The organism is Brevundimonas sp. NPDC058933 (genome assembly GCF_049315965.1).
In the GTDB taxonomy this organism is placed as follows: Bacteria; Pseudomonadota; Alphaproteobacteria; order Caulobacterales; family Caulobacteraceae; genus Brevundimonas.
This window is the reverse complement of the sequence record NZ_JBMOSL010000014.1, coordinates 1-23742: the sequence shown is the minus strand read 5'-3', so window position 1 is coordinate 23742 and position 23742 is coordinate 1. Positions and strand designations below refer to the sequence as shown.

Below are 23742 nucleotides of genomic sequence, written 5' to 3'. Positions count from 1 at the left end.
ATTCAACTCCGCTCACATTCCTGTCGGGCCGCCAGCGCGACGGCCAGATCGAAAATATCAGTGACTTGCCGGCTGAGGACGTCTCGCCCATAGCGGGCGCCAAGTCGCTGTCGCGCGGTGGTCAGCATGTCGTGCCTCGCCTGCTGATCCGCTAGCAACAGACGCAGGGCTTTGAGCCACTGTTCGCTTGTGGCGGCAAGCGCTCCGGCGCCATCGGCGCAGGCTTTTTGGTAGACGGGCAGGTCGGAAACGACGGCGGGGATGCCGCAGAAGGCGTACTCGATCCACTTCGTATCTGCCTTGCAGCGATTGAAGGGCGTGTCCTCGAGCGGGGCTATGGCCACCCACCAACCCAACTCGTTCAGTCGCGTCAGGAAGGCCGAATAATTGGGCTCTCCGCGGAAGTGGGCGACGCGCTCTCCAAAGGGAGCCAGCCTCGCGGGCGGGGGAATAGTGCCGAAGGTCTCGAACCTGAGATCCGGCATGTCTTCGAGGAGTTGCTCGATCGCTGGCAGGACCAGATCAAGATCCGCGCCGTGACCTCCGGTGGCCATGTAGCCGATGACCGGACCCGTGGACGGCAACGGCTCCATCAGGGTCGAAGGCTGGACAGAACAATAGATGTCGCCAGCCGTGATCGGGACGGTCACGTCATGCTCGACGAGACAGTCGGCCAGGGCTGGCGTGGACGCGTAGACCAGATCGCTAGCGTTCAGCGCGGCTCTCAGGGCGGCGACCCTTTCAGGCTGGTTGTAGTAGTTATACTTGGCGCGGCCGAGGCTTTCGGGGACGGCCAGCAGGTCGTCGTCCAGATGGAAGATGACGGCCGCGCCCAGAGCTCTCGCCGCGGCCGTCAGACCCAAGGCGCCGGGAGACGTGTAGCGGGACAGCACCAGAATGTCGGGGCGGATGCGGTCGACCAGGGCCTGGGCTCCGGCGATTGAGACCCAGGCGGGGTCGTGCGCCAGGATCTGGAGGTGAACGCGTCCGGCTGCAACATCGTCGGCCAAGGGTTGACTGAAGCTGATCGTCTGCGTTGCGCCGACGGCGTCACACAGGATCAGGATACGGCGGGCAGTCAGCATGTCGAGCCGCCGATCCGGGACGGCGCCGCCGGCGTATCGAAGCGATGAGAGGCGAGCATGAGCAACTCGACAAAACGTCGCCTGACATGATCGGCGTCGAGCGGCATCGCCAACTGCGTCGTGAACTGCCTTTGCCGCGTCAAGATCATCGCGGGGCGCAGCCGCACGTCGCGATGGAACGCAAGCCAGTCGCGGGGGCGGCGGATGACTGTCAGCCCCTCGTAGTTGCCGATGTCCATGACGCCTTCGGGGTCGGCCCAGACTGCGGTGGGCAGGCCGGCCAGCACCATGTCCAAGAGCACGCTGGAGGGAGCCGAAACGCCATAGGCGAACGCGCCGAGATCGACCTCATAGATCGGCCGCGTGTCCATTCGCGCGTTTGTCGGAGGGGCGATGTCGTTCCGCATGAGAAACTGTCCGCCCGGATGGGGGCGCAGATACACCGTCTCGTTGCGCGCGGCGAGATGAGTGCAGAAATGCCCGAAGTCAGCCATAAAGCCTTGACGCAAATCGCCGCTGGCGCTCAGGCGGACGGAGTGTAGATTTTCGCATACCATCCCTTCCGCGGACCGGGCGCGTCCGGTCGGTTGCTGCAACAGCAGGCCGGGTCCGGTCGTGAAGACCTTGTCCCGCTCGGACCACGCCATCGACGTCAGGCGGTCGGCGGGCGCCCAAGCGGCCAGGATGTCCGCCGCGAAGCGTACGTTCCTGCCGTGCGCCAGGTCGTGCTCCCGGTTCTGAAGGAAGCCAATGCACTCATATCCGTGTTGCAGAGTGACGCGTGTGTAGCCGCTGGGCGCGGCCCGGAAGACATCGTGCGTTTCGGTGTGCGCGGGCAGGTTTGATTCACTGGCTGTGACGATGGCGCCGCACCCGTCTTGCAGCAGGCGATAGGCGGCGAACGGGCTTTCGTACTCGGTGATCGATGCCCCGCATTCGGCCGCAAGCTTTTGCAGCGCCGGCACCCAGATCTTTTGCTTGTCGCGCGGCGCGAACTTGTGGGAGCAGAGGAAAAGGACGTCGACATTCATTTCGCGCGCCAGCAGCGCCATGGGGCGAATGACGTTGACGTCCTGCAACAGGTTGAAGAGGAATACGATCCTTCGGCGGTTCACTGGGCCGGCGCCTCTTTGAACGGCGCGCTCTTCTCCGAAAGGAAAAAGACCACGCCCGGCGTCAGTTGCGCCAATACTTCACGCAGGATGGAAATCCCTTCGGCGTAGCCGGATAGGAGCGGCGTTGCGGCGAGCGGATGCTCGGCGATGTAGGATTCCAAAGGGTTCCCTGGCAGAATGTCGTTAAGGGCCACCTGAAAACCGCCACGCGCGAGACGCTCCCCAAACTGCACGCACTTCACTTTCACTCCGGCGGCCAGACAGGCCTCGCCGGCGGGCGAGATGCGAATCTGAAGGCCATTCGGCTCTCTGATGAAGCGAAGGTCGTCGGTCTTGCGGCTTTCGCCGAAAGGCGCGGTGACCGACAGATGGTTCATGGATTTCGCCAGGTCGGAGCAGACGTTTGGACTGACATAGCCGTGGATGATGCCGCCGCGGCCCTTGTTCCAAGGCTCCGATTCGTCGCGGCTCAGAGGTGGGAGATCCTTGAGGAATCTGGCTAGCAGACCGGCCTCTTGCGCGGGGTTGCCCCACCGCCCGAGCGTCTTCGCCAAGACATGCATATGCGGCCTGCTGGCCTTGAGCCGACCGTCGCGAATGTCGTCGGCCAAGCTGTCAGCCGAGTTGTAGATAAAGTCGCCCAGCGGTTCATACAGCGGATAGGCCGGTGACAGGACCTGGGCGCCCGCTGTCAGCGCCGTGACGGAGCGGTTCAGCGATTTGGCGATGCTGAAGGGCTGGGCGCTCACCGGGATGAAGGCCGCGAGACTTTCCGTCAACGCCGCGCTCTCCGCCGAAAGGCTCCATTCATCGACGGTGAACGGAATGTCCAGTCGCCTCAGCAGGGCTAGCCCGCCGGGCGTGAGAGCGCGACGATTGGTCAGGACGCGGAGGCGAACCTCGTAACCTCGTCGCTGCAATATTCTGAAGGCCGGAGCGTGGGCGCTGAGGTCGGGCAGTCCAACGGTGAAGCTCGGGTGGTCTCCTACGCCAAACCAGGCGAAGGTGATCCGGCGCTCGGCGCGCGCGACCTGCAACTTTGCGTCGACAAGTTCAGCGATCGCCTCTTCATCGAAATCGTCGAATGGATCGTTTAGAACGTGCCCTCGAACGCTGGGCATATATGTTTGGAACACCTCCCGCATCCTGGGCGTGGACGTCAGGAAGAAGTCGCAGTACGGCGCGATGGCTCGGAGCCACTCGCGGTGACGCACGTGGCGGCTGTCCTGATGTTGGCTGAAGTAGTCGTCGAACCCGTCGATGCCGACGTGGCGGCCCAGAAGCCGCAACTGACGGGCTAGCACGAGGCTTCGCGCATCTTCGCACTTGCTGAAGAGATAGAGGTCGTGATCCGGCGCAAGTTTTGCGGAGAATTGAGAAATCGGCACCAGGTCGAGCGAATGGCCCAAGGCCCGTAGCTGCGGAGCGATCCTCTGATAGCGGATGCGCGTGCCGGCCAGGGCCGTGTGACCTTCCGTGAGCAGGACGACGGCGATCCTCATCAGTTCAGGCGCCTGATCTGGGCGGTGCGGGCCAATATCTGTCCCCATTCTTCCATGGAGACCATGTCGGCGCCCAGAACATCCGTGCGCTCCGGCGGGCGACGAACTGTATCGAGCGCGCTGATTCCGGTCGTGTTGAGATGGGTCCAGCCGGCGCGGATCGCCTTTAGGCAGAAATCGAGGCCGTAGCCGTCGAACGGATAGGCGTCGTCATCAAGCCCGCCGATCTCGTCCCAGGCTTTTCGGGATACCAGCGCGAACTCAAGGCCGTTGGCGACGACCGGATAGGTCATGCAGGGGAAAGCCGCCGTCGTGACGGGCGTGGCGAAGGCTAGGCTGGGGCTGGCCAGCAAGTCGATATGCGAGGGGAAAATCCCTGCCGAATGGAACGTCAGCGGCGCGCCGTCGCGGAAGCCGGACTGGCAAATCCGCATGCATGACGCGGTGGCTGCACGGCGATAGGTTGCGAGGGTCCGCATGGTTTCCAGGGTTCTGAAATCATGCAGGACGACGTGCTGATCCAGCAGCAGCATCCACGGGGTGCTCACCTCTTCGACCGCGTAATTCAGCGCGGCGGACGGGGTCATGCCTCGCGGGCAATCGATGCGAAGGAGCGTGCCGGAAAAGGCATCGTCGAGATCGGCCGGAACCTCGATGTCGCTGTCGATGGCTAGCAGAACGTCCAGGCGCGAGGCGAGGGTTTGCCGGGCCAGGCTGCGCAGCAGAGGACGCAGACTGTTTGGGCTCGAGACCCGGATGACGGCCGTGATGCGCTCTCGCGACGGGAGCGACAGAGCGCCAATCTGCAGAACCGGCGGGACGACGGACTCATCCACGGGAAACGCCAGGGCGGGCGGCGACAGTGCCGAATCTTGCATGAAGCGGATCGCCAGAAGTCGTGATCGCGTCTGCAGCTTTTGAACGGCCTCGCCAGTCAGGCTCAGGCTGGGGTAGGGCTGGCTCAGGTTGACGGGTTGTAGTGAGGCGAAGCTTTCGCTCATAGGTGGAAGGCTGACGGACAGGCGCGGTTCCGCAGCCTCTTCGGCGCAGACGACATAGGACCCGGCGCCGTCCGTCATCCGTCGCGAAATCATGACGGAGAGGCTCGGCAGGGCGTCTGCCGAGAAGCGCAGCACGGCATGGCCCCCTCGGGAGTGCCGCGGTTCGAGCGTCACGGCCGCGACGAGATAAGACTGCACGCTTGCGTCAAGCGCCTGGGCGTTCGAGGGCGTGACGGCGACGCCCGCTTCCGCTAGCCACGTGCGCGCGTTCTGGCCGAAGATTCGCTCGTTGCCAGTTGCGCCTCTAAGATCGACCTGAATTTCGGAAAGGACCGACGGCGGCGCGTCAGGCCAGCCGAGCAATTCTTGTGTCAGGACGCGGCTGTAGTCGCGGATACGGCTGCTGGCCTGGGATCCACGTCCAAGCAGTTGCAGTTCAGCGGCGTGGGCGCCGCCGCGATACAGCGAGGGAAAAGCCAGCACAAAGCCATCCAGAACCTCGCCCGCGCGACTGCATACGACGCAAAGGACCGGCTGGAACGGGTTCTCCAACGCCAGTGCGACCAATCCGCCCTGCGCGCTGACCCAGGCTTCGCCCACAGGCGCAAGCCTGTTGCCTTGGGCGACGAACTGGAAGGCCCGGAGCACATGACCGGTCACGGATTGCCCGCCTCGCAAGGCCTTGAGGCGCAGCGTCAGTAGATTGTCGCTTACGAACCAGGCGTCGTCGACCGGGGCGTGCAGCGCATTCAGATCGGGCGCCCCGCCGGCGATGAGTTTCACCCTTTTACGGCTGCCCTTGATCCCTGCCAGGTTGTCCGCAGCGCGTCCGCCGACGCGGCAGAAGATTTCCGCGGCATGACCGAGGCGTCTCGGCAGACCAGAGCCGGCCGCGTGTCGGGCGATGAGGCCCGCAGGCTGCTTGCCGAGTGTGAGGATGGCGGACGTCGTTTCGCCGACGAGTTGTGAAGCAGCGGTCCAAGTGACAGGATGGGTCGGGTGGGCGTTCGACGCTTCGGCAGCGAAGCTGAGCACTGCGGGGCCGGGATCATCGAGAGCGAACGCCCGCCGACCTTCACGCTCGCCGTGGCGAATATAGTGAATGAGGGGATTGGCGCCAGCCTCGCGGATGTCTGGATAGGCCGTGAGGTAGCGATCGCCGTCAAATGACGGGCTGGGCGCCGAACCTTTGGCGGCGCCGAACTGTAGATAATGAAGCGCGGCTTGGCGGCCGGCCTTTCCTAGGCCGTTCGTCTCTGCGTACCAGGCCGCATCGAAGTGGGCGCTCGCAAGCAGCAGGGTTGCATCCGACTTCTGCTCGGGCGTTAGGGCCTTGACGTCGGACAGGGTGCCGACGCGGCCCTGCCGGTTATGGATATAGTGCAGAAGAGGGTGGGTGTCGGAAGCGGCAGCGTCAGGATAGGTGTTGACATACCAGCGCGCATCGAAGCGAGCGCTGGCCTTGCGTCCTTCACGAGCGCCGTGTGTCATGTAGTGTGACAGGGGATCAACGCCCGCCTTAGCGACGTCGGGGTATTTCTGGAGATACCATTGGGCGTCGAAGAGCCCGCTTGCGCGGATAATCTCGATGTCCGTGGGCGAGCGTGGCTCCGACAGGGCCCTGCGAAACCGTGCGATCCGTTCCGACAGGCTGGAGCGGCGTTCATTCTTCAGCGCATTCACGAAATCAAGATCCAGAGTGCAGAAAACTGTTCAGGCATGGAATGTAGCGGCACTGGCTACGCAGAACAGATTCCGAGTCGTTGGTAAAGGTCGGCGACCCTAGTTTGATAGGACCCCATATCGAAGCGGCTGACTTGTTGTGCTCCCTTTTCGCTCAATTCGTTTCTTAGCGTCTCATCCGCGTCGAGCAACTGAATGCCAGCCTTAATGGAGTCCACATCATAGGCGTCGACGAACAGAGCGGCGTCGCCGGCGACCTCGGGAAGAGAGCCTAGGCGGGACGTGAGGACGGGGGTGCCTAGAAGCATGGCTTCCAAAACAGGCAGACCAAACCCCTCGTAAAGAGAGGGAAACAGCACGCTCCGGGCGCCTCGAATCAAGCTGATGAGCAGATTGAAAGGCATGTAGTCGAACCGTCGTACGCGATCATCTCCGCGAGCCGAGAGATCAGCCAACAAGTTGTTTTCGTCATCGTCCAGCCAGCCGCGTCCGCCGACGACGACGAGAGGCGCGGTCACGCCGGACGCCAGGTAGGCTTCCATGATGCGGGCCAAATTCTTCTTGGGCTCGACAGCGCCGAAATAGAGGAAATAACCCTGCCATTCGAGGCCAAGCACCCCTTCGATTTCGGCAATGACTAGGTTCTCGTCACGTCCTGTGAGGGCGGGGGGAATGTTGACGGCCTGATAGGTGTTAGTGATCCGGCGCTCGTCGATGTGCATCCACTCGACTAAATCGCGCTTGGTCTGTTCGGACACCACGACGATATGATCGGCGCGGTCGAGCGACCGTCGGAGCCGCGTCACATAGGCGTTGCTGTCATCCACGGTCGTGTGCGGCAGGCGCAACGGGATCAGATCATGCACTGTGACGACATTAAGGATGTCGCGGGCGTAGATCGGCTGGGGGCAAGTCCAGTGCATTACCGCCGGCGGCGCAGTCCCCTTCTCGAAGGAGACTGGGGTGAGGGTTCCGTATTTGTCGAACGCCCGATTCGCCAGGCTGAATAGGTTCGGACAGGACCAGAATAGGTCGGCGGACGGTTGCCCACCGCCTGCCGTCGACCAGATGACCTGATCATTGGGGGCGACGGGGAAGGCGCTTTTACCGAAACGTGTCGTCAGCGTCTGACGCCACCGCCGGTTCTTGTTGATCCTGTGCCGTGGGGGGGGGGCATCGGCGATCGCCGCGAGGTTGGCCAGCGGGTCACTAGAGCGCGCACTGGCCGGGCCGTATAGAGCGTGTGGAGAAAAGCCGCTTCCGCGAATGGCATGGGCCAAGTTTCTCCCATAGGTAGCAATCCCAGAACCCTTAGGAAGAGCAAGGTTGAATCCATCAACACAGATGGCAGGTTGACTCGCTCCGGCGATCTTCACGTGATCTTGAGACGACACTTAGGAACAGAACTCTTTTCGATTGAGCTTTCCGGTGTCGGAGCACGGACAGCGTGGCTATAAACAATCCGAAAGTCGGTAAACGGTTGCACGATCCTCCTACGAGGACTGCCTTTGCAGTTCAAGGTTTCCATCCGCCCGCACGGCTCAGCGCGCTGAGCCGGGGCTTGTCGATCTTCTCGCCAATCCAGCGGGCGCTCTCGATCAGTTGGTCGAGGTCGTAGCCGGTCGAGAAGCCGGCGCGTTCCAGCATGTAGACCAGGTCTTCGGTGGCGATATTGCCGGTGGCGCCGGGCGCGAAGGGGCAGCCGCCGATGCCGCCGACCGAGGCGTCGAGGATGTCCACCCCGGCCTCGACCCCGGCATAGGCGTTGGCCAGGCCGGTGTTGCGGGTGTCGTGGAAATGCAGGCGCAGGGTGGCGTCGGGCGCGGCCTTGCGGGAGGCTTCGACCTTTTTCGTCACGCTCCACGGGTCGCCGACGCCGATGGTGTCAGCCAGGGCGATCTCCTCGACGCCCAGCGCCGCTATGCGGGCGACCAGATCGCCGACCTGTTCGACCGAAACCTCGCCGTCGAAGGGGCAGCCCCAGACGCAGGACAGGGTGGCTGACAGTTTCGGCGTCGCTCCAGGTGCGCCGTCCGCATTGGCGCGACCGGCCATGATGTCGGACAGCATCTGCACCTGCTGGTCGACGTTCAACCCCTGGTTCTTCAGGCCGAAGCCGTCGGTGGCGGACATGGCCACGTTGACCTCGTCCACCGCCGTGCCGAGCGCGCGGTCATAGCCCTTGCCGTTCAGGACCAGACCGATGCGGCTGTGGCCCGCCGCCGGGGGCAGGGCGGCCATGACCTCTTCGGCGCCGGCCATCTGCGGCACATACTTGGGGTGGACGAAGCTGACGGCCTCGATCCGCTGGGCGCCCGCCGCTTCGAGGCGGCGCACGAAGTCGGCGCGGACGGCGGGCTCCAGCACCGCCTTTTCGTTCTGCAGGCCGTCGCGGGGACCGACCTCGACGATCTGGATGAAGCGACCCATCAGCGGGTGCTCCGCTCGCCCGCCCCAGCGGGGGCATAGACGGTCAGGCGCACGTCGTCGCCCGAGGAGTAGTTGTGGCCGCTGACCACGCCGACGGCGCGTCCGGCGGCGCCGAGATCAGCCAGGGCGCGGCGGAAGGCTTCGTCATCATGGGCCTCGACGATGGCGGGGCGGCCCTCGGCCAGGGCCCGCGCGGCGCCGGGGCCGTCGGTCAGCTGGGTGTCGCGGCCGGTCAGGAAGACGAAGCTGGGCTCATGGAAGCTGGTGATGGCCACCGGGCCCGGATAGCGGCCCTGAGCCGGGCTCAGCTCGGCCGATTCCATGGTCTTCACCAGGCGGGGGGCGATGGACAGGGGGCGCAGCTGGCGGATGGTCCCGGCCAGACCGGCGTGGGCGATGACGCCGCAGAGAATGGCGGCCAGAACCCCCGTGATCGCCGCCCGGTTGAGCAGCAGGAAGCCGCCGACCGCCGCCGCCATCACGGCGAAGACGATGGTCAGGGTGGCCCAGGTCTGAGCCGTCGAACGCCCGAACTCGGTCAGGCCATAGACGGTGATGGCGCAGATGACGACGGCGGCGAACAGGCCGAGCAGGGCGCCCGAGATGCGCGACACCTTGCCGATCGGCTGGGTCAGAGCGGCGGCGGCTAGAAGCGCGATCGCGCCGAAGGTCGGCAATGTGTAGTGCCACAGCTTGGTCGGGGCGATCTCGAACATCAGCCAGGCGGGGATCAGCCAGCAGACGGCGAAGCGGATGGCCGGCTCGGCCCGGCGATGCCAGCCGGCCGACAGGGCGGCGGGCAGCATCAGGGTGACGGGGAACAACAGCAGGGGCGACAGCAGGACGTACATGCCGATGAAGCCGCCGTGGCTTTCATGGGCGCCGGCCAGTTTCGGGGCCAGGTCGCCGCCGATGGCTTCCCGCCAGAAGCCGCCGTCGGTGGCGATGGTGATGGCTATGGCCCAGGGCCCGACCAGCAGGGCCACCAGGGGCAGGCCCCAACCCCAACCCAGCTTGCCCAGCCATTTGATGTTTCGATCCCAGACCGACAGGGCGATGATCGACAGGGCGACGACCAGAATGCCGATCGGCCCCTTGATCAGGATGGACAGGCCGATGCCCAGCCAGAACAGCAGCTTGTGCCAGCGCACCGGCCGTTCGTTGGCGCGCGTCGCCATATAGATCCGCGCCAGCGCCGCCATCGACAATGTGGTCAGGCCGCACAGCATGGCGTCGGTTTTGGCGATGCCCGCCTCGGATGACAGCAGGAAGGTGGCGCCCAGCATGGCGCCGGCCAGGAAACCCGCCCGGTTGCCGAACAGGGCCGCGCCGGCCCAGGCCACGGCCCAGGCGGCCAGCATGGCCCCGAACAGCGACGGCAGGCGATAGGGCTGGATGTTGCGGTCCTCGACGTCCGAGGTCAGGCCGACGGCGACGGCCTGCATCCAGTAGATGCCGACGGGCTTCTTCCAGCGCGGCTCGTCCTGGAAGCGGATGTCGACATAGTCGCCGCTTTCCAGCATCTGCGCGGTCGCCTGGGCGAAGCGGCTCTCGTCGCGATCCAGCGGCGGCAGCAGCATCAGGCTGGGCAGGCCGGCGAGCAGGGTCAGCAGGGCCGCCAGAACGGGGCCGCGCCAGCCGGCGATGAGGTGATCCAGGTTCGGGCGGTTCATGGCGCTGTCGTATCACGCCGACGCCGCCCCCCGGAAGCTTCAGCTTTGCATCTGTCGCGTGGCGCCTGTTTTCCTCCGCCCCGCTGATGCGCTACAGAGCGGCGATGATCGACAGCCTTGCCTCCGCTCCTGAAATCTCTGTCGTCGTGCCTGTGCATGACGAATCCGGAGCCGCCGTGCCATTGGCGCGTGAGATCGCCGAGGCCTTCGCGGGTCGGTCCTATGAAATGATCTTCGTCGATGACGCCAGCCGCGATTCGACCCTGGCCGAGTTGAAGGCCGCCATGGCGGAACTGCCGGCCCTGCGGGTGCTGTCCCATTCCACCAACGCGGGTCAGAGCCGGGCCGTGCGCACCGGCGTGCTGGCGGCGCGCGGCGAGATCGTCGTCACCCTGGACGGCGATGGCCAAAATCCACCCGCCGACGCGCCGCGCCTGGCCGACGCCCTGATCGCCGCCCCCGCCAATGTCGCCCTGGTCGGCGGCGTTCGCGCCAAGCGTCAGGACTCGGAAGCCAAGCGACAGGCCTCGATCTGGGCCAACCGCATTCGCAGGAAACTTCTCTCCGACGACGCCGACGACACCGGCTGCGGGCTGAAGGCCTTCCGCCGCGACGTCTTCCTGCGTCTGCCCTACTTCGATCATATCCACCGCTACCTGCCGGCGCTTACGATCCGCGAGGGCTATGAGAACCGCTACCTCGAGGTCGATCACCGCCACCGCGAAGTCGGTCGGTCGAAATACACCAACTGGGGCCGGCTACGGGCTTCGCTGTCGGACCTGCTGGGCGTGATGTGGCTGAAGACGCGCTCGCGTCGTCCGGGCGCCATCAGCGAGTTCTGAAACCGCTCCGCTTATGGCGGCGCGGGGGAAACAGGGTTAAGCAGGGCGATCTGGAGGGGCCGCCCATGCTGATCGCCATACCGCTGCTGGTCGTTCCAGTGGTGATCTACAATCTGGTGGTTTTGCTCGGCGGGAGCGCCTCTGACGCCGTGCTGGGGCCTGCCGCTGTGCTGAGCGAGGTGCTGTTTCGCGTGCCTATGACCTCGGGCGCGGTCTGGACCATCAGCGTCGGCGACCTGATCCTGTTCCTGTCGCTGATCCTGCTGTTCGTGGAGCTGTTGAAGTCGACCTCCAGCCAGCGGGTCGCCATCGTCAATCACGCCCTGTCGATGGTGCTGTTCGTGGTCTGCCTGGTCGAGTTCCTGCTGCTGCCGGGGTTTGCAGGATCGGTCTTCTTCCTGATCCTGACCATGGTGCTGCTGGACGTGCTGGCGGGCTTCATCGTCACCATCATCGCCTCCAGGCGCGACTTCGACATGAACCCGCGCTGAGGTGAAATCCTAGCTGAAGGCGACGAAGACAAGGGCGACCACGGTCACGTCGAACAGGCGGGCGGCGAGGTTGAGGACGGCCATGGGCGAAACTCCGGTCGAAGACGTCGGAGCCGTCGCAAACGGCGTGCCATCAGGCGGCGGGCCCTAGACCTCGGTCTGTCTCGCCTTGCCCGCGCGGGGGCGGCGGTCATGCTTGCCCGAGTATTCTGCGCCCAGATAGGTGGAACGTGCGGCGTCCAGCACGGGCGGGCCGCCCTTCAAACCGCGCTTCTGTCCCTTCTGGCCGAGCACCTGGGCGGCGAACAGCGCAGGCGGGGCCACAACAGGATTGGGGGGCGACACGGCAGGCTTTGCCGGGGAGGCGGCATGATCGACCCGCTCCCCCGCCGCGACGACGGCGCGCGACGCCTGTTCAGCCCTGGCGGCGGCGCGACGGTCTCGTTCGCGCCGGTCGCCCTCGCGGCGTTCCTGCACAGCAGGTCCCTCCAGCGGGCCGATCGGGCGCACGCCGTCGGTCATTTTCCCGCGCCGGCCAGGCGCTCGATCTGGGCGCGCATCTCGTCCATCTGACGACGCATCTCGTCCAGAGCCGGATCGGCAGAGGGTTTAGGCTCCGGCTCGGCCGTCTTGTCCGTTTCGCCTTCGGGTCGACCATAGACCGTCATTCCGGGGAACATCTTCATGGCGCGCTCGAACATGGCCATGTTCTGACGCACCGCTTCTTCCATCAGGCCGCCGCCAGGCGTCCCGGTGAAGGCGCGGGTGAACTGGCTGCGCAGTTGCTCCTGCTGGCGGCTGAAGCTGTCCAGCGACATCTCCAGATAGGAGGGCAGAACGGACTGCATCGAGTTTCCGTAGAAGCCGATCAATTGACGCAGGAACTGCACCGGCAGCAGAGCTTCGCCGCGGCTTTCTTCCTCGAAGATGATCTGCGTCAGGATCTGGCGCGTCAGCTCGTCATTGGTCTTGGCGTCATAGACGACGAATTCGGTCCCCTCTCGCACCATCTGCGCCAGGTCTTCCAGCGTCACATAGGCGCTGGTGGCGGTGTTATAGAGCCGTCGGTTTGCATATTTCTTGATGACGACGACGCCGTCATGGGTTTTTCCGCCCTCGGATTTTTTGTCGGCCACGCTTGTTCTCGCGTTGTTGCAGCGCCGCACTATCACGCGTTGCGGCCGCGAAGGCGAGTCCCGCAGCCCGCGCGCAGCAAGAAGACCGTATCCGCCTCAAGATCATGCTTGCAGCCGACGGATCGATTGTAGGAATGAAGCGGACCGCGCGCGGCCGGCTTGCGGGTTTCTGATCAGAGGAGGCGACCATGGCTCGTGGCGCGATATTGGTCGCTGGCGGCGCTGGATATATCGGGTCTCACGTCTGCAAGGCCCTTGCGGCGGAGGGCTATCTGCCGGTGACCCTCGACGATCTTTCCAGCGGTCACGCCAGGGCGGTTCAGTGGGGGCCGCTGGTTAGGGCCGACATTGCTGATGCAGACGCCGTCGCGCGAACCGTGAAGGCGCACGATGTTGTCGGCGTGCTGCATTTTGCCGCCAAGAGCCTCGTGGGCGAGTCCATGCGGGACCCGCTGAAGTATTTTCGAGAAAATGTCGGCAAGGGCGTCGCCTTTCTGGAGGCCCTCCAGGCGGCGAGGGTCAGCAACATCCTGTTTTCGTCAACCGCGGCGGTTTACGGCAATCCTGCGAGGCCGACCTCCATCAGTGAGGACGACCCGATCCGGCCCATCAGTCCCTATGGAGCCAGCAAGCTGGCGTTCGAGGAGGCGCTGCGAGGGGCGACGCGCGCGTCGGGCGGGCGTTGCGCGGTCTTGCGCTATTTCAATGCGGCAGGGGCCGACAGCGACGGCGATCTGGGAGAAGATCATGATCCTGAGACCCATCTGATTCCGCTCATTGTGCGGGCGTCGCGGGCGGAGACGCCGCCGTTGACCGTCTTCGGCGAAGATTATGAAACGCGGGACGGCACGCCGATCCGCGACTATGTCCACGTCGAGGATCTGGCCGCGGCCCACCTTCTGGTGCTGGATCAGCTGGTCAGGGGAGAGACCGATCTGGTGCTGAACGCAGGCGCCGGAAAGGGCGTCACGGTGCGCGAAGTGCTCAAGGCCGCCCAGGACTGCTTGGGCCGACCGATCCCGACGGTGACAGGCGCGCGGCGCGAGGGCGATCCGCCGATGCTCGTAGCGAACATCAGCCGTCTGGCGGCTTTGGGATGGGCGCCGCGCAAGACCCTTCAGGACATGATCAGCAGCGCCGCCCTGTGGCGGGAAAAGACGACCCGGGTCGTTCCGACCTAGGCGCCGACCAGAACCACGCCGATGAGGACTGCGGCCCAGTGCACTCCGGCGCCCGCCACGACGAACCCGTGCCAGATAGCCCGCCGGAACCTCACCTTCTGGCTGATGAAGACGAAGACGCCTGACGTGTAGATCAACCCGCCCGCGACCAGCAGGCCGAGCGCCAGGGGATGGACGGTCTCGATCATCGGCTTCAGCGCGAAGATCGCCACCCAGCCAAACAGGACATAGACCGCGCTCCAGAAGGCGTCCGAGATGCGGGGGGCGAACATCTTCACCGCCACCCCCGTGAGGGCCATGGCCCAGACCGCGACGCTGAACCCGATGGCCCAGCCGCCCTCGAACCTCTGGGTGGTGAAGGGGGTGTAGCTGCCGGCGATCATCAGGAAGATGGCGGCCTCGTCCAGGCGTCGCAAGACAGGGCGAGCGGCGCAGGGGCGGGCGAGATTGTAGACCGTCGAAGCCGTCAGCATGGCGACGAGGCAGAGAGCGTAGATGGCCGTGGCCACCACGGCGCCGACGCCGACATAGAGCGCCGCCAGCACCGCCAGCACCACGCCGCCGACCGCCGCAAGCGCCAGGCCGACAGCATGGACCCAAAGATCGGCCAGACGTTCGGCGCGCGTCTGGTAGTGCTCGATCATATCGAGCTCGTCGGGCGTACAGACCCGCGTCGCCAAGGATTTCAGCCGCACCAGCATCACTTGGGAAAGCGTCTGTCCGGCGGAATGTTCCCTTCCCCATAATCGGCCGCGGCGCAAAAAACGAACTTCGCACTTGCGAGACGTGACGCAGGATGTGGAATACGGCACAACCGCACCCAGAAAATTCCCTCCGGAGTGAATATCATGACCGATGTAGTGATCGTCGCCGCCGCCCGGACCCCGGTGGGGTCCTTCCTCGGCGCCCTGTCCAGCCTGCCCGCATCCAAGCTGGGCGAGATCGCCGTCAAGGCGGCGCTGGAACGTGCGGGCGTGGCGCCCGTCGACGTCGACGAGGTCATCCTGGGCCAGGTGCTGCAGGCGGGGGCGGGGCAGGGCCCGGCGCGTCAGGCCGCCATCGGGGCTGGTTTGCCGGTCGAAACCCCGGCCTGGAGCCTGAACCAGTTGTGCGGCTCGGGCCTGCGCGCCGTGGCCCTGGCCTATCAGCAGATCGTTCAGGGGGATGCGAAGATCGTCGTCGCCGGTGGTCAGGAAAGCATGAGCCAGGCGCCGCACGCCCAGCAGCTGCGCTCCGGTCAGAAGATGGGCGACCTCGCCTTCGTCGACACCATGATCACGGATGGTCTGACCGACGCCTTCCACGGCTATCATATGGGTCAGACGGCCGAGAACATCGCGAACAAGTGGTCGATCGACCGCGCCGCCCAGGACGCCTTCGCCGTCGCCTCGCAGAACAAGGCCGAGGCCGCCCAGAAGGCCGGCAAGTTCGTCGATGAGATCGCGCCCGTCACCATCGCGACCCGCAAGGGCGACGTGGTCGTGGATCAGGACGAATACATCCGTCACGGCGCCACCATCGAGGCGATGGAGAAGCTGCGTCCCGCCTTCGTCAAGGACGGCTCGGTGACGGCCGCCAACGCCTCGGGCCTGAACGACGGAGCCGCCGCCCTGGTGCTGATGTCGGCCGACGAGGCCAAGGCTCGGGGCCTTGAACCGCTGGCCCGCATCGCCTCCTGGGCCACGGCGGGCGTCGATCCGTCGATCATGGGCACCGGCCCGATCCCGGCCTCAAAGAAGGCGCTGGAAAAGGCCGGCTGGACCGTCGCCGACCTGGACCTGATCGAGTCGAACGAAGCCTTCGCCGCCCAGTCGCTGTGCGTGGTCAAGGAACTGGGACTGGATACGGCCAGGGTAAACGTCAACGGCGGCGCCATCGCCATCGGCCACCCCATCGGCGCCTCGGGCGCCCGCATCCTGACCACCCTGCTGCACGAGATGAAGCGTTCGGGCGCCAAGAAGGGTCTGGCCACCCTGTGCATCGGCGGCGGCATGGGCGTGGCGCTGTGCGTCGAGCGCGGCTGAGCCCTCGCTCCAAGGCTGAAAAGCAAAAGGCCGGCGGAGCGATCCGCCGGCCTTTCTCATGACGGATCAGGCGATCAGAATCCGCGCCGCCAGCTGCCCAGCAGGGCGTAGCCGGTCGGCGACCCCGCGCGGTGCTGTTCGTCTCGGCTCGCCACGGCTTCGAGTTGCAGCATGGAGCCGCCCGGCAGGGGGTGCAGGCTGCGGACGCTGAAGTCCATCTGACGCCCCGACGGGCTGGCCGAGAAGCGGCGCTCGGAGAAGGTGACGGGGTCGAAGTATTCCAGCGGCACGTCGGCCAGGAAGGCGCTGAAGGTGCCGCTCTCGATCCGCAGCGGCTGGGAGATTTCCCAGGTCAGGCGGCTACACCCCAGGGCCCAGGACGGGCAATCGGACTGCAGGGCCATGCGCCAGGTCGAGCTGACGGCGGCGCTGGACAGGTTCAGGAACCGCCCCTCGATCTCGGTGCGGCCGAAGCCGGCCTCGCCGCTCAGCACCACGCCGTGGCCCAGCGACAGGTCGCCGCCGAAGGCCGCGAAGCGTGTGCGCGATGGCAGGGCGAAGCCGGAACGCGTCGGCATATAGGCGCCCAGCGGCCCCATCTTCTCGTCCAGCGCCCCCATGCTGAAGGACAGACCGCCGCGTTCCCCCCGCCAGTCCAGCGCGGCACGCGCGTAGGACGACACGTCCTGCTCGACCGAGCGCAGCGGCGCGCGTCGGTCGCCGGCCCCGGTCTCGGCGCTGACGGTCACCGGACCGAAGGCCATGGCGCCCCGCACGGCGTGGTCGGCCTGGGCCAGGGCGGCGAAGCCGTCGCCGGAACCCGTGCTGAAGGGCGAGCGCGATCCGCCCTTGCCCTGCCAGGCGGCGAACGACATCCGTCCGGCTGTGACGTCGAACAGGGCCTCCTGCTTCACCTCATCGCCCAGCCAGGGGGCGTCGAAGGGGGTGTAACGGTTCAGGATCGGCTCGGGCGTCTCGACAGGGACGGCGGCGACCAGCGACAGCCGTGCTCCGCCGGGACCGTCCATGGTCACCTGCGACTGGCGCATGGGCGTGGGGTTTTCCGGCTGATAGCTGCGCCGCGGCGCGGTGCGATAGGCCGCGCCCATGTCGATGCGAAACAGGCGCTGATACTCGTCATAGCCGATGGTGCTCAGCGCGCCGGTCCGTCCCATGGCGTCGCCAAACGGTCCGCCGACATAGGCTCCGGGTTCTATGGCGACCTTCACGGCTGAGCCGACTGCTTGCGGCGAGGAGGTCGCGCCCACGGGCTGGAAGGCCCTGGCGATGTCCAGCAGGCCTCGCCCGTAGACAACGTCGGTTCCGGTGTCGCCCGCTTCGCGCCCTGTACGCAGCAGGATGTCGACCGCTTGGCGCCCGGTCAAATTGGGGAAGGCCTCCAGCAGCAGGGCCAGTGCGCCCGCCACGGCCGGCGAGGCGAAAGACGTGCCGTTCACACGCCAGCAGCCGTCATTCTCGCAATCGACGATGACCTCCACGCCGGGCGCGGACAGGAACCAGGACTGCGAAACGCCAGCGCGGTTCGAGAAGCTCGCGATCTGGTTGGCGGCGTCATGGGCGCCGGTGACGATGATGCCGCCCTGGAAGCGGGGGTCGCTGGCGTAACGACCGGGCCATTCGGGATTGGCGCCCGCTTCATTACCCGATGCGATTGCGAAGACCACGCCGGCGTTGATCGCTCGCTGCAGCGCGGCCTCGAAGGTCGATCCCAGCGCGCCTTCGCCGCCCAGCGACAGGTTGATCACCTTGGCGCCGTTGGAGACTGCGTAGTCCAGCGCATTGGCCAGATCCGCACCCCGGAAGCAGACGGTATTGTCAGGGTCGTTGCAGTTGCTGATGTCGGCGCGGATCGACAGGATGGTGGCGTTGAACGCCACGCCGACGGTGCCGAAGCCGTTGAACGGCGCGGCTATGACGCTCGAGACGCGCGTGCCGTGTCGGTCCTCGCCCTGGGGCTGACTGCGTCCGCTGATGATGTCGGTCGAGCGCGGCGAGATGTTCGCCGCCAGATCCTGATGGTCCAGCTTGATGCCGCTGTCCACCACGCCGACGGTGACGCCGCGCCCTGTCGCGCCGGTCTGCCATGCCGCGATCGCGCCTGTATTTGCGACGCCGTAGTTACGCAGATACTCGGACGAGTTCGCGGACGGAATGGCTGGAGGCGGAGGCGGAGGTGGCGGGGGCGGCGGGGGAGGAGGTGGAGGTGGAGGTGGAGGAGGGGGCGTCACGATCCCGCCGCCCGTTCCGCCTCCTCCACCCCCACCCCCGCCGCAAGCAGCGAGAGGGAGGGCCAGAAGGCCGAGAACGCCGACCGAAACCGCTACTTTGCGCAAACCCTTGAACGCCAACGCCGCCTCCCCGAACCTAGGGCGCCATTAGGCCCTAGTTCGCGGTCTTGGCGAGCCCGTTTTCGAGCGTTGCCGGAGCATAATCGTCGTTTGCTGTCCCTAGTCCCGCAGCAGTTCGTTCACCCCGGTCTTGGCCCGGGTCTGAGCGTCGACGCGCTTGACGATGACGGCGCAGTACAGCGACGGACCGCCGTTCGGGTCGGGCAGGGCGCCGGGGACCACGACGGAATAGGCCGGGACCTCGCCGCGGAAGATCTCGCCCGTGGCGCGGTCGACGATCTTGGTCGAGCCCGACAGATAGACGCCCATGGCCAAGACAGCGCCCTCGCGAACGATCACGCCCTCAGCCACCTCGGCGCGGGCGCCGATGAAGCAGCCGTCCTCGATGATGGTCGGATTGGCCTGCAGCGGCTCCAGCACGCCGCCGATGCCGGCGCCGCCCGAAAGGTGGACGTTCTTGCCGATCTGGGCGCAGGAGCCGACCGTGGCCCAGGCGTCGACCATCGAGCCCTCATCGACGAAGGCGCCGATGTTGACGAAGGAGGGCATCAGCACGACGTTCCTGGCCACGTGGGCGCCGCGGCGGACGATCGCGCCCGGCACCGCGCGGAAGCCGGCGGCCTGATAGTCGGCGGCGCTCCAGTCGCCGAACTTGTTGGGCACCTTGTCCCAGAAGGGGCCGACGGCGACCGGATGATCGGCCGACAGCGGCAGGGTGGGGGCGTGGCCGGCGCGCATGATGACGTTGTCGTTCAGGCGGAAGGACAGCAGCACCGCCTTCTTCAGCCACTGATGCGTGGTCCAGACGCCGTCCTCGCCGCGCGTGGCGACGCGCGCCTGGCCGGCGTCGAGCAGGGCCAGGGCGGTGTCGACGGCGTCGCGCACCTCGCCGCGCGTGGCGGCGGAGACCTCGGCGCGGGCCTCCCAGGCGGCCTCGATGACGGATTCCAGATGGGTCAGGTCGGTCATTGCGGATCTCCGTCCAGCATGGCGGTGGTCAGGAAGGGACCGACGGTCGCGGCCCGATGGTCGATATGGTCGCCCTCGGCCGTGAAGGCCTTGGGACCGACCAGAACCGTGGTCATGCCGATGGCGTGCGCCGGCTCCAGGTTCCTGGGGGTGTCCTCGAAGAAGCAGGCGGTGGTCGGATCGACGCCGAAACGGGCCAGCATCTTGTCGAAGGTGCGCGGATCGGGCTTGGGGACCAGGTCGGCGTCTTCCAGGGCGAAGACCCCGTCGAAGAAGCGCGTCAGCTCCAGCCGCTCCATCACCCGCCGGGCGTGGCCGATCGAGCCGTTGGTGAAGATCAGGCGCGGGCCAGCCAGCCGTTCCAGCGCCGCGTGCAGGCCGGGATCGGGCGTCAGCACGTCCAGCGGCACGTCGTGGACCTCGGCCAGGAAGTCGTGCGGGTCGATCTGGTAGTGCATCATCAGCCCGGCCAGGGAGGTGCCGTAGTCGTGCAGATAGCCGCGCTGCACGCTCAGCGCCTCGGCGGATTCAAGTCCCGAAGTGCGCACCACATAGTCGTTGATGCGCTGTTCCACCTGTTTCAGGAACAGGCTTTCCGGCGGGTAGAGGGTGTTGTCGAGGTCGAAAACCCAGGACCGGACATGGCGCAGGTCGGCGCCGATCTCTGTGGTCGCCGCCAGCGGCTGGCTGGTCACTTCGCCTTCACCAGCGTGCCGGCCCCGAACTCGGTGAACAACTCGACCAGCATGGCGTGGGGACGGCGTCCGTCCAGGATGACGACGGCCTCGACGCCCGCGCCGACGGCGGCCATGGCCGTCTCCAGCTTGGGGATCATGCCGCCGTTGGCGACGCCGGTGTCGATCAGGCCTTGCGCGTCGTCCAGATTCATCTGGCGGATGATCTCGCCGTCCGCGCCCTTCACGCCGGCCACGTCGGTCAGAAGCAGCATCCGCTTGGCGCCCAGCGACCCGGCGATGGCGCCCGCGACCGTGTCGGCGTTGACGTTATAGGTCAGGCCGTCTTCCGCGACCCCGATGGGGGCGATGACGGGCACCCAGTCCTCGGTCTCGGAGGCGATCAGGCCCTTGATCAGCTTGGGATCGACCTTGGTTGGTTCGCCGACGAAGCCCAGATCGACCTCATGTTCGATCATGCTGTCAGGGTCGCGCTTGTTGCGGCGTGTGCGCTCGACGGTCAGCAGGCCGGCGTCCTTGCCCGACAGACCGACGCCGCGCACGTCGGCTTCCTTGCCGGCGACGGTGATCCAGTGAGCGATCTCCTTGTTGACCGCGCCCGAAAGCACCATCTCGGCCACCTGCATGGTGTCCTTGTCGGTGACGCGCAGCCCGTCGACGAAGGCCGATTTGACCCCCGCCTTGTCCAGCATGGCGCTGATCTGCGGCCCGCCCCCGTGGACCACCACGGGGTTGACGCCCATCAGCTTCAGCAGCACCACGTCGGCGGCGAACTGCTTGGCCACGGCGCTCTCGCCCATGGCGTGGCCGCCGTATTTGATGACCACGGTTTCACGGTCGTAAACCTGGATATAGGGCAGGGCCTCGGCGAGCGTCTTCGCCGTCTCCCAGCTGCGTTCCTCGGATTGCCGTTCGGTCTCTTGCATGATGGCCGCTCGATAGCGGCGAAGGGCGCGCGAGTCACGATGGAAAGGGGTGCGGCTCGTTGCGTCGTTGATTTACGCAACAAAACTTCTCTTTCTTTTGCGCGGAAACTAGCTAACCAAAACTATATGAAGCTCTATCCTGTAATCCTGTGTGGCGGCGCGGGTACACGTCTCTGGCCAGCTTCTCGCCCGTCGCGCCCAAAGCAGTTCATTCCTCTTGCTGGTAACCGATCGTTGTTTTATGAGGCGGTGATCCGAGTTTCGCCGCTAGTTTCAGAGGGGGCGCGGCTGATCGTCGTGGGGGCGGCAGATCATCGAGCGTTGATCTTGGACCAGCTCGACGAGGCTGGGATTGATGCTCAGGTTTTATTGGAGCCCGTAGGGCGAGATTCTGCCGCAGCGATGGCTGCGGCTGCGGTTTGGACTGCGGCGCACGATATCGAAGGTATCAATGTTTTCGTCGCATCGGATCATTTTATTCCAGATAGCGACGCCTTTCGATCCTCGGTTATCGTAGCAGCGAAAGAAGCTCAATCAGGACGTATTGTTACGCTTGGGATCAAGCCGAATAAACCCTCGACGGCATATGGATATATTCATCCAGTAAAATCCGGGCTGTCGAAGGTTGCTGAATTCGTTGAAAAACCGGATCGCCGTACTGCTGAGAAGTACATTGAAAATGGTTATCTTTGGAACAGTGGTAATTTCATCGTTTCGGCGAGTGTGCTGCTCAAAGAGCTGTCCTCTCAAGCGGCATCTGTAGATTTTGCTGCCAGAGCCGCTGTTTCTCAGGGGGTGGGCGATGTCATTCTGAATCTCGGGGACGCTTTTCAGGAGGCGCCGAGAGTATCAATCGACTATGCTATTATGGAGAAGACGAAACTTGCTTCCGTGCTGGCTGTGGATTTCGTTTGGTCGGATCTGGGAGCATGGGATGCGATCGCCGCCAGCGGCGAGGGGGAAATCGGCAGTCACATTTTTGAGGACGCGGAGGGCTGCTTGGCCCGGGCGCCCGATGGAATGGTGGTGGCGGCGATAGGGGTGCGTGACCTTGCCATAATAGTGGAAAGGGACGCCGTCCTAGTGTGCGATCTACGCCGCTCTCAAGAAGTCAAAAAAATTGTGGAGCGCATTCGCCTGTCGTCACCGCAGCATGCTGATTTTTTCAATCCGTCAGAAGAATCCTTGGCTGACGGCAGTCAACGTCTAAAGGACTGGTTGAGAACCAGGAGCCTCCCGCTGTGGTCAGCTCTCGGCCAGCGTGAAGACGGTTGTTTTGCAGAATCGCTTACGCTCGACGGCAGGTGGGTGGATGCCGCTCGGACGGCGCGGACCCAAGCATACCTGATCCACGCGTTTGCTCAGGTCGGCATGATGGGGTGGGGAGGGCCCTGGGCTCGCGCAGTAAGGGGGGGCTTGAAAAAAATTGATGATGACTGCGCTCGGCCGGACCAGATCGGCGGCAGTCAAGACCAAGCGTTTCGTCTGCTGGCCCTAGCCGCGGCGTTCAAGGCCGGGGTGGCTGGCGCTGATGTTCTTCCCCGCGGCGAATCAATACTCAACTCCCTTTTGAAAAGGGGCGTCCCTGGCGGCGATCTCCTAGAAGAAGGAGCTGCTTTTCAGTCTGGTTTTCATATGCACTTGCTGGCGGCTGTCCTCGCTTGGGAAGAGGTGTCGGCCGCGCCGGTATGGAGGGATGCTGCGGATCGGATTGTGAGGCTAGCCTGCGTGGCTCTTATCGACACGAAATCTGGCCGACTGCGGGGATGCGATGAGCGTTTGGCGTCTCTATCTGACGGGTTGGATTATGCGGTAGAGCCGGGGCACCAGTTTGAATGGGCTTGTCTTTTGGCTAGATATGCGACAGCCAGGAATGATGGCGAGGCGCTAGCTACCGCGCACCGGTTGCATGCTCGGGGGCGGGAGGGAGTGAGTGAGCGTCGCCAGCTGGCTGTTAATGCGCTGAGTGATGACGGAGAAGTTCTTAGAGCGAGAGCGCGGCTCTGGCCGCAGACCGAGTGGTTGAAGAGTTCGCTGATCCTGGCCCATTGCGTCTCGGAGCATGATCGAGCCGCCTATATGGCGGATGCGTCGGAAGCTCTTCGGGCGTTGTGGCTTTACTTGACGCCGGACGGTCTTTGGCGAGACACCCTGCTGGAAAGCGGCAAGTTCATCGAAGAGCCATCTCCGGCGAGTTCGCTCTATCATATCGTTGCGGCGTTTGCCCAACTGGCGGACAGTGCGCTGGTAGACAGCGAGGCCTGGGCGCCGAGCGCCGTGCTTCGTTAATAAAACCTCGAATAGCGTTAGCTATTTGTAGCTCGCAGGCAACGGTTGAGTTGCAACCTGTGGTAAACCGGGCGTTTCCCGCTCGACCGTCAACGGCAACGCTGATAGGAGTGAGGCAGGCGACATATCTGTCGTCTACACACAACTGATCTCGGAGGGCCGCATCAATGCGCGTCAAGAGTTTGATCCTGGCATCTAGCGCGGCGGCGGCTCTGGCCCTGTCGGCAGGCGCCGCTTCGGCTGAGCCGGACGGCTGGTACGGCGCAGTCGACGCCGGCTACCATATCATCGACGACATCAACACCGAGTCGTCCACTCGCGGTTCCAACTG

The 23742-nt window shown here is 65.1% G+C and carries 19 protein-coding genes; 5 read left to right on the top strand and 14 right to left on the bottom strand.

Translation table 11 applies throughout. The features are described 5' to 3' along the window. Positions 1-2: 2 nt before the first annotated feature. The 7 genes from ACOZBP_RS15945 to ACOZBP_RS15915 all read right to left on the bottom strand — a co-directional run bounded on the left by ACOZBP_RS15945 (position 3) and on the right by ACOZBP_RS15915 (position 10489). Positions 3-1085 (bottom strand): hypothetical protein, encoded by a 1083-nt coding sequence (locus ACOZBP_RS15945; RefSeq protein ID WP_422677308.1) that lies wholly within the window; start codon positions 1083-1085, stop codon positions 3-5. Continuing rightward, positions 1079-2200 (bottom strand): hypothetical protein, encoded by a 1122-nt coding sequence (locus ACOZBP_RS15940; protein WP_422677307.1) that lies wholly within the window; start codon positions 2198-2200, stop codon positions 1079-1081. The genes ACOZBP_RS15945 and ACOZBP_RS15940 overlap by 7 nt, the downstream gene beginning before the upstream one ends. After that, a complete protein-coding gene (locus ACOZBP_RS15935) occupies positions 2197-3702 on the bottom strand; it encodes a hypothetical protein (protein ID WP_422677306.1) in 1506 nt (501 codons plus the stop codon). The genes ACOZBP_RS15940 and ACOZBP_RS15935 overlap by 4 nt, the downstream gene beginning before the upstream one ends. Next, positions 3702-6386, bottom strand: a complete 2685-nt coding sequence (locus tag ACOZBP_RS15930; protein ID WP_422677305.1) for a hypothetical protein — start codon at positions 6384-6386, stop codon at positions 3702-3704. The genes ACOZBP_RS15935 and ACOZBP_RS15930 overlap by 1 nt, the downstream gene beginning before the upstream one ends. A gap of 56 nt (positions 6387-6442) precedes the next feature. Beyond that, positions 6443-7666 carry a glycosyltransferase family 4 protein gene (locus ACOZBP_RS15925; protein ID WP_422677304.1) on the bottom strand — a complete coding sequence of 408 codons (1224 nt, stop codon included), beginning with the start codon at positions 7664-7666 and terminating at the stop codon, positions 6443-6445. A gap of 235 nt (positions 7667-7901) precedes the next feature. Next, positions 7902-8816 carry a hydroxymethylglutaryl-CoA lyase gene (locus ACOZBP_RS15920; RefSeq protein ID WP_422677303.1) on the bottom strand — a complete coding sequence of 305 codons (915 nt, stop codon included), beginning with the start codon at positions 8814-8816 and terminating at the stop codon, positions 7902-7904. Continuing rightward, a complete protein-coding gene (locus ACOZBP_RS15915) occupies positions 8816-10489 on the bottom strand; it encodes an ArnT family glycosyltransferase (protein ID WP_422677302.1) in 1674 nt (557 codons plus the stop codon). Before ACOZBP_RS15915 ends, ACOZBP_RS15920 begins: the two co-directional genes overlap by 1 nt. A 104-nt stretch (positions 10490-10593) precedes the next feature. On the opposite strand from ACOZBP_RS15915, the gene ACOZBP_RS15910 reads away from it, so the two are divergent. Both ACOZBP_RS15910 and ACOZBP_RS15905 read left to right on the top strand, forming a co-directional pair. Continuing rightward, positions 10594-11331, top strand: a complete 738-nt coding sequence (locus ACOZBP_RS15910; RefSeq protein ID WP_422677301.1) for a glycosyltransferase family 2 protein — start codon at positions 10594-10596, stop codon at positions 11329-11331. A gap of 65 nt (positions 11332-11396) precedes the next feature. Beyond that, positions 11397-11822, top strand: a complete 426-nt coding sequence (locus tag ACOZBP_RS15905; RefSeq protein ID WP_422677300.1) for a hypothetical protein — start codon at positions 11397-11399, stop codon at positions 11820-11822. 147 nt (positions 11823-11969) lie between these two features. Here ACOZBP_RS15905 and ACOZBP_RS15900 read toward each other — a convergent pair whose 3' ends face one another. Further along, the gene (locus ACOZBP_RS15900; RefSeq protein WP_422677299.1) at positions 11970-12344 is read right to left on the bottom strand and encodes a hypothetical protein; all 375 of its coding nucleotides are present in this window, start codon (positions 12342-12344) and stop codon (positions 11970-11972) included. After that, positions 12341-12958 (bottom strand): polyhydroxyalkanoate synthesis repressor PhaR, encoded by a 618-nt coding sequence (gene phaR, locus ACOZBP_RS15895; protein ID WP_422677298.1) that lies wholly within the window; start codon positions 12956-12958, stop codon positions 12341-12343. Before phaR ends, ACOZBP_RS15900 begins: the two co-directional genes overlap by 4 nt. A gap of 188 nt (positions 12959-13146) precedes the next feature. Between phaR and galE the strand changes: the two genes are divergently transcribed. Continuing rightward, entirely contained in the window at positions 13147-14139 is a 993-nt protein-coding gene (gene galE, locus ACOZBP_RS15890) for a UDP-glucose 4-epimerase GalE (protein WP_422677297.1), read from the top strand. On the opposite strand, the gene trhA is transcribed toward galE, so the two are convergent. After that, positions 14136-14840 (bottom strand): PAQR family membrane homeostasis protein TrhA, encoded by a 705-nt coding sequence (gene trhA, locus ACOZBP_RS15885; protein WP_422677296.1) that lies wholly within the window; start codon positions 14838-14840, stop codon positions 14136-14138. The genes galE and trhA overlap by 4 nt on opposite strands. A gap of 147 nt (positions 14841-14987) precedes the next feature. Here trhA and ACOZBP_RS15880 point away from each other — a divergent pair, with 147 nt between their 5' ends. Then, complete coding sequence (locus tag ACOZBP_RS15880) at positions 14988-16163, top strand: acetyl-CoA C-acetyltransferase (RefSeq protein WP_422677295.1); 1176 nt, start codon at positions 14988-14990, stop codon at positions 16161-16163. Positions 16164-16237: 74 nt separating this feature from the next. On the opposite strand, the gene ACOZBP_RS15875 is transcribed toward ACOZBP_RS15880, so the two are convergent. The 4 genes from ACOZBP_RS15875 to argB all read right to left on the bottom strand — a co-directional run bounded on the left by ACOZBP_RS15875 (position 16238) and on the right by argB (position 21122). Further along, positions 16238-18277, bottom strand: a complete 2040-nt coding sequence (locus tag ACOZBP_RS15875; RefSeq protein WP_422677340.1) for a S8 family peptidase — start codon at positions 18275-18277, stop codon at positions 16238-16240. A gap of 354 nt (positions 18278-18631) precedes the next feature. Further along, positions 18632-19501 carry a 2,3,4,5-tetrahydropyridine-2,6-dicarboxylate N-succinyltransferase gene (gene dapD / locus ACOZBP_RS15870; RefSeq protein ID WP_422677294.1) on the bottom strand — a complete coding sequence of 290 codons (870 nt, stop codon included), beginning with the start codon at positions 19499-19501 and terminating at the stop codon, positions 18632-18634. After that, a complete protein-coding gene (locus tag ACOZBP_RS15865) occupies positions 19498-20196 on the bottom strand; it encodes a pyrimidine 5'-nucleotidase (RefSeq protein WP_422677293.1) in 699 nt (232 codons plus the stop codon). The genes dapD and ACOZBP_RS15865 overlap by 4 nt, the downstream gene beginning before the upstream one ends. Next, complete coding sequence (gene argB / locus ACOZBP_RS15860; protein ID WP_422677292.1) at positions 20193-21122, bottom strand: acetylglutamate kinase; 930 nt, start codon at positions 21120-21122, stop codon at positions 20193-20195. The genes ACOZBP_RS15865 and argB overlap by 4 nt, the downstream gene beginning before the upstream one ends. A gap of 126 nt (positions 21123-21248) precedes the next feature. Here argB and ACOZBP_RS15855 point away from each other — a divergent pair, with 126 nt between their 5' ends. After that, on the top strand, positions 21249-23411 hold the full coding sequence (locus ACOZBP_RS15855; RefSeq protein ID WP_422677291.1) for an AGE family epimerase/isomerase: 2163 nt from the start codon (positions 21249-21251) through the stop codon (positions 23409-23411). The last annotated feature ends 331 nt before the right edge of the window (positions 23412-23742 follow it).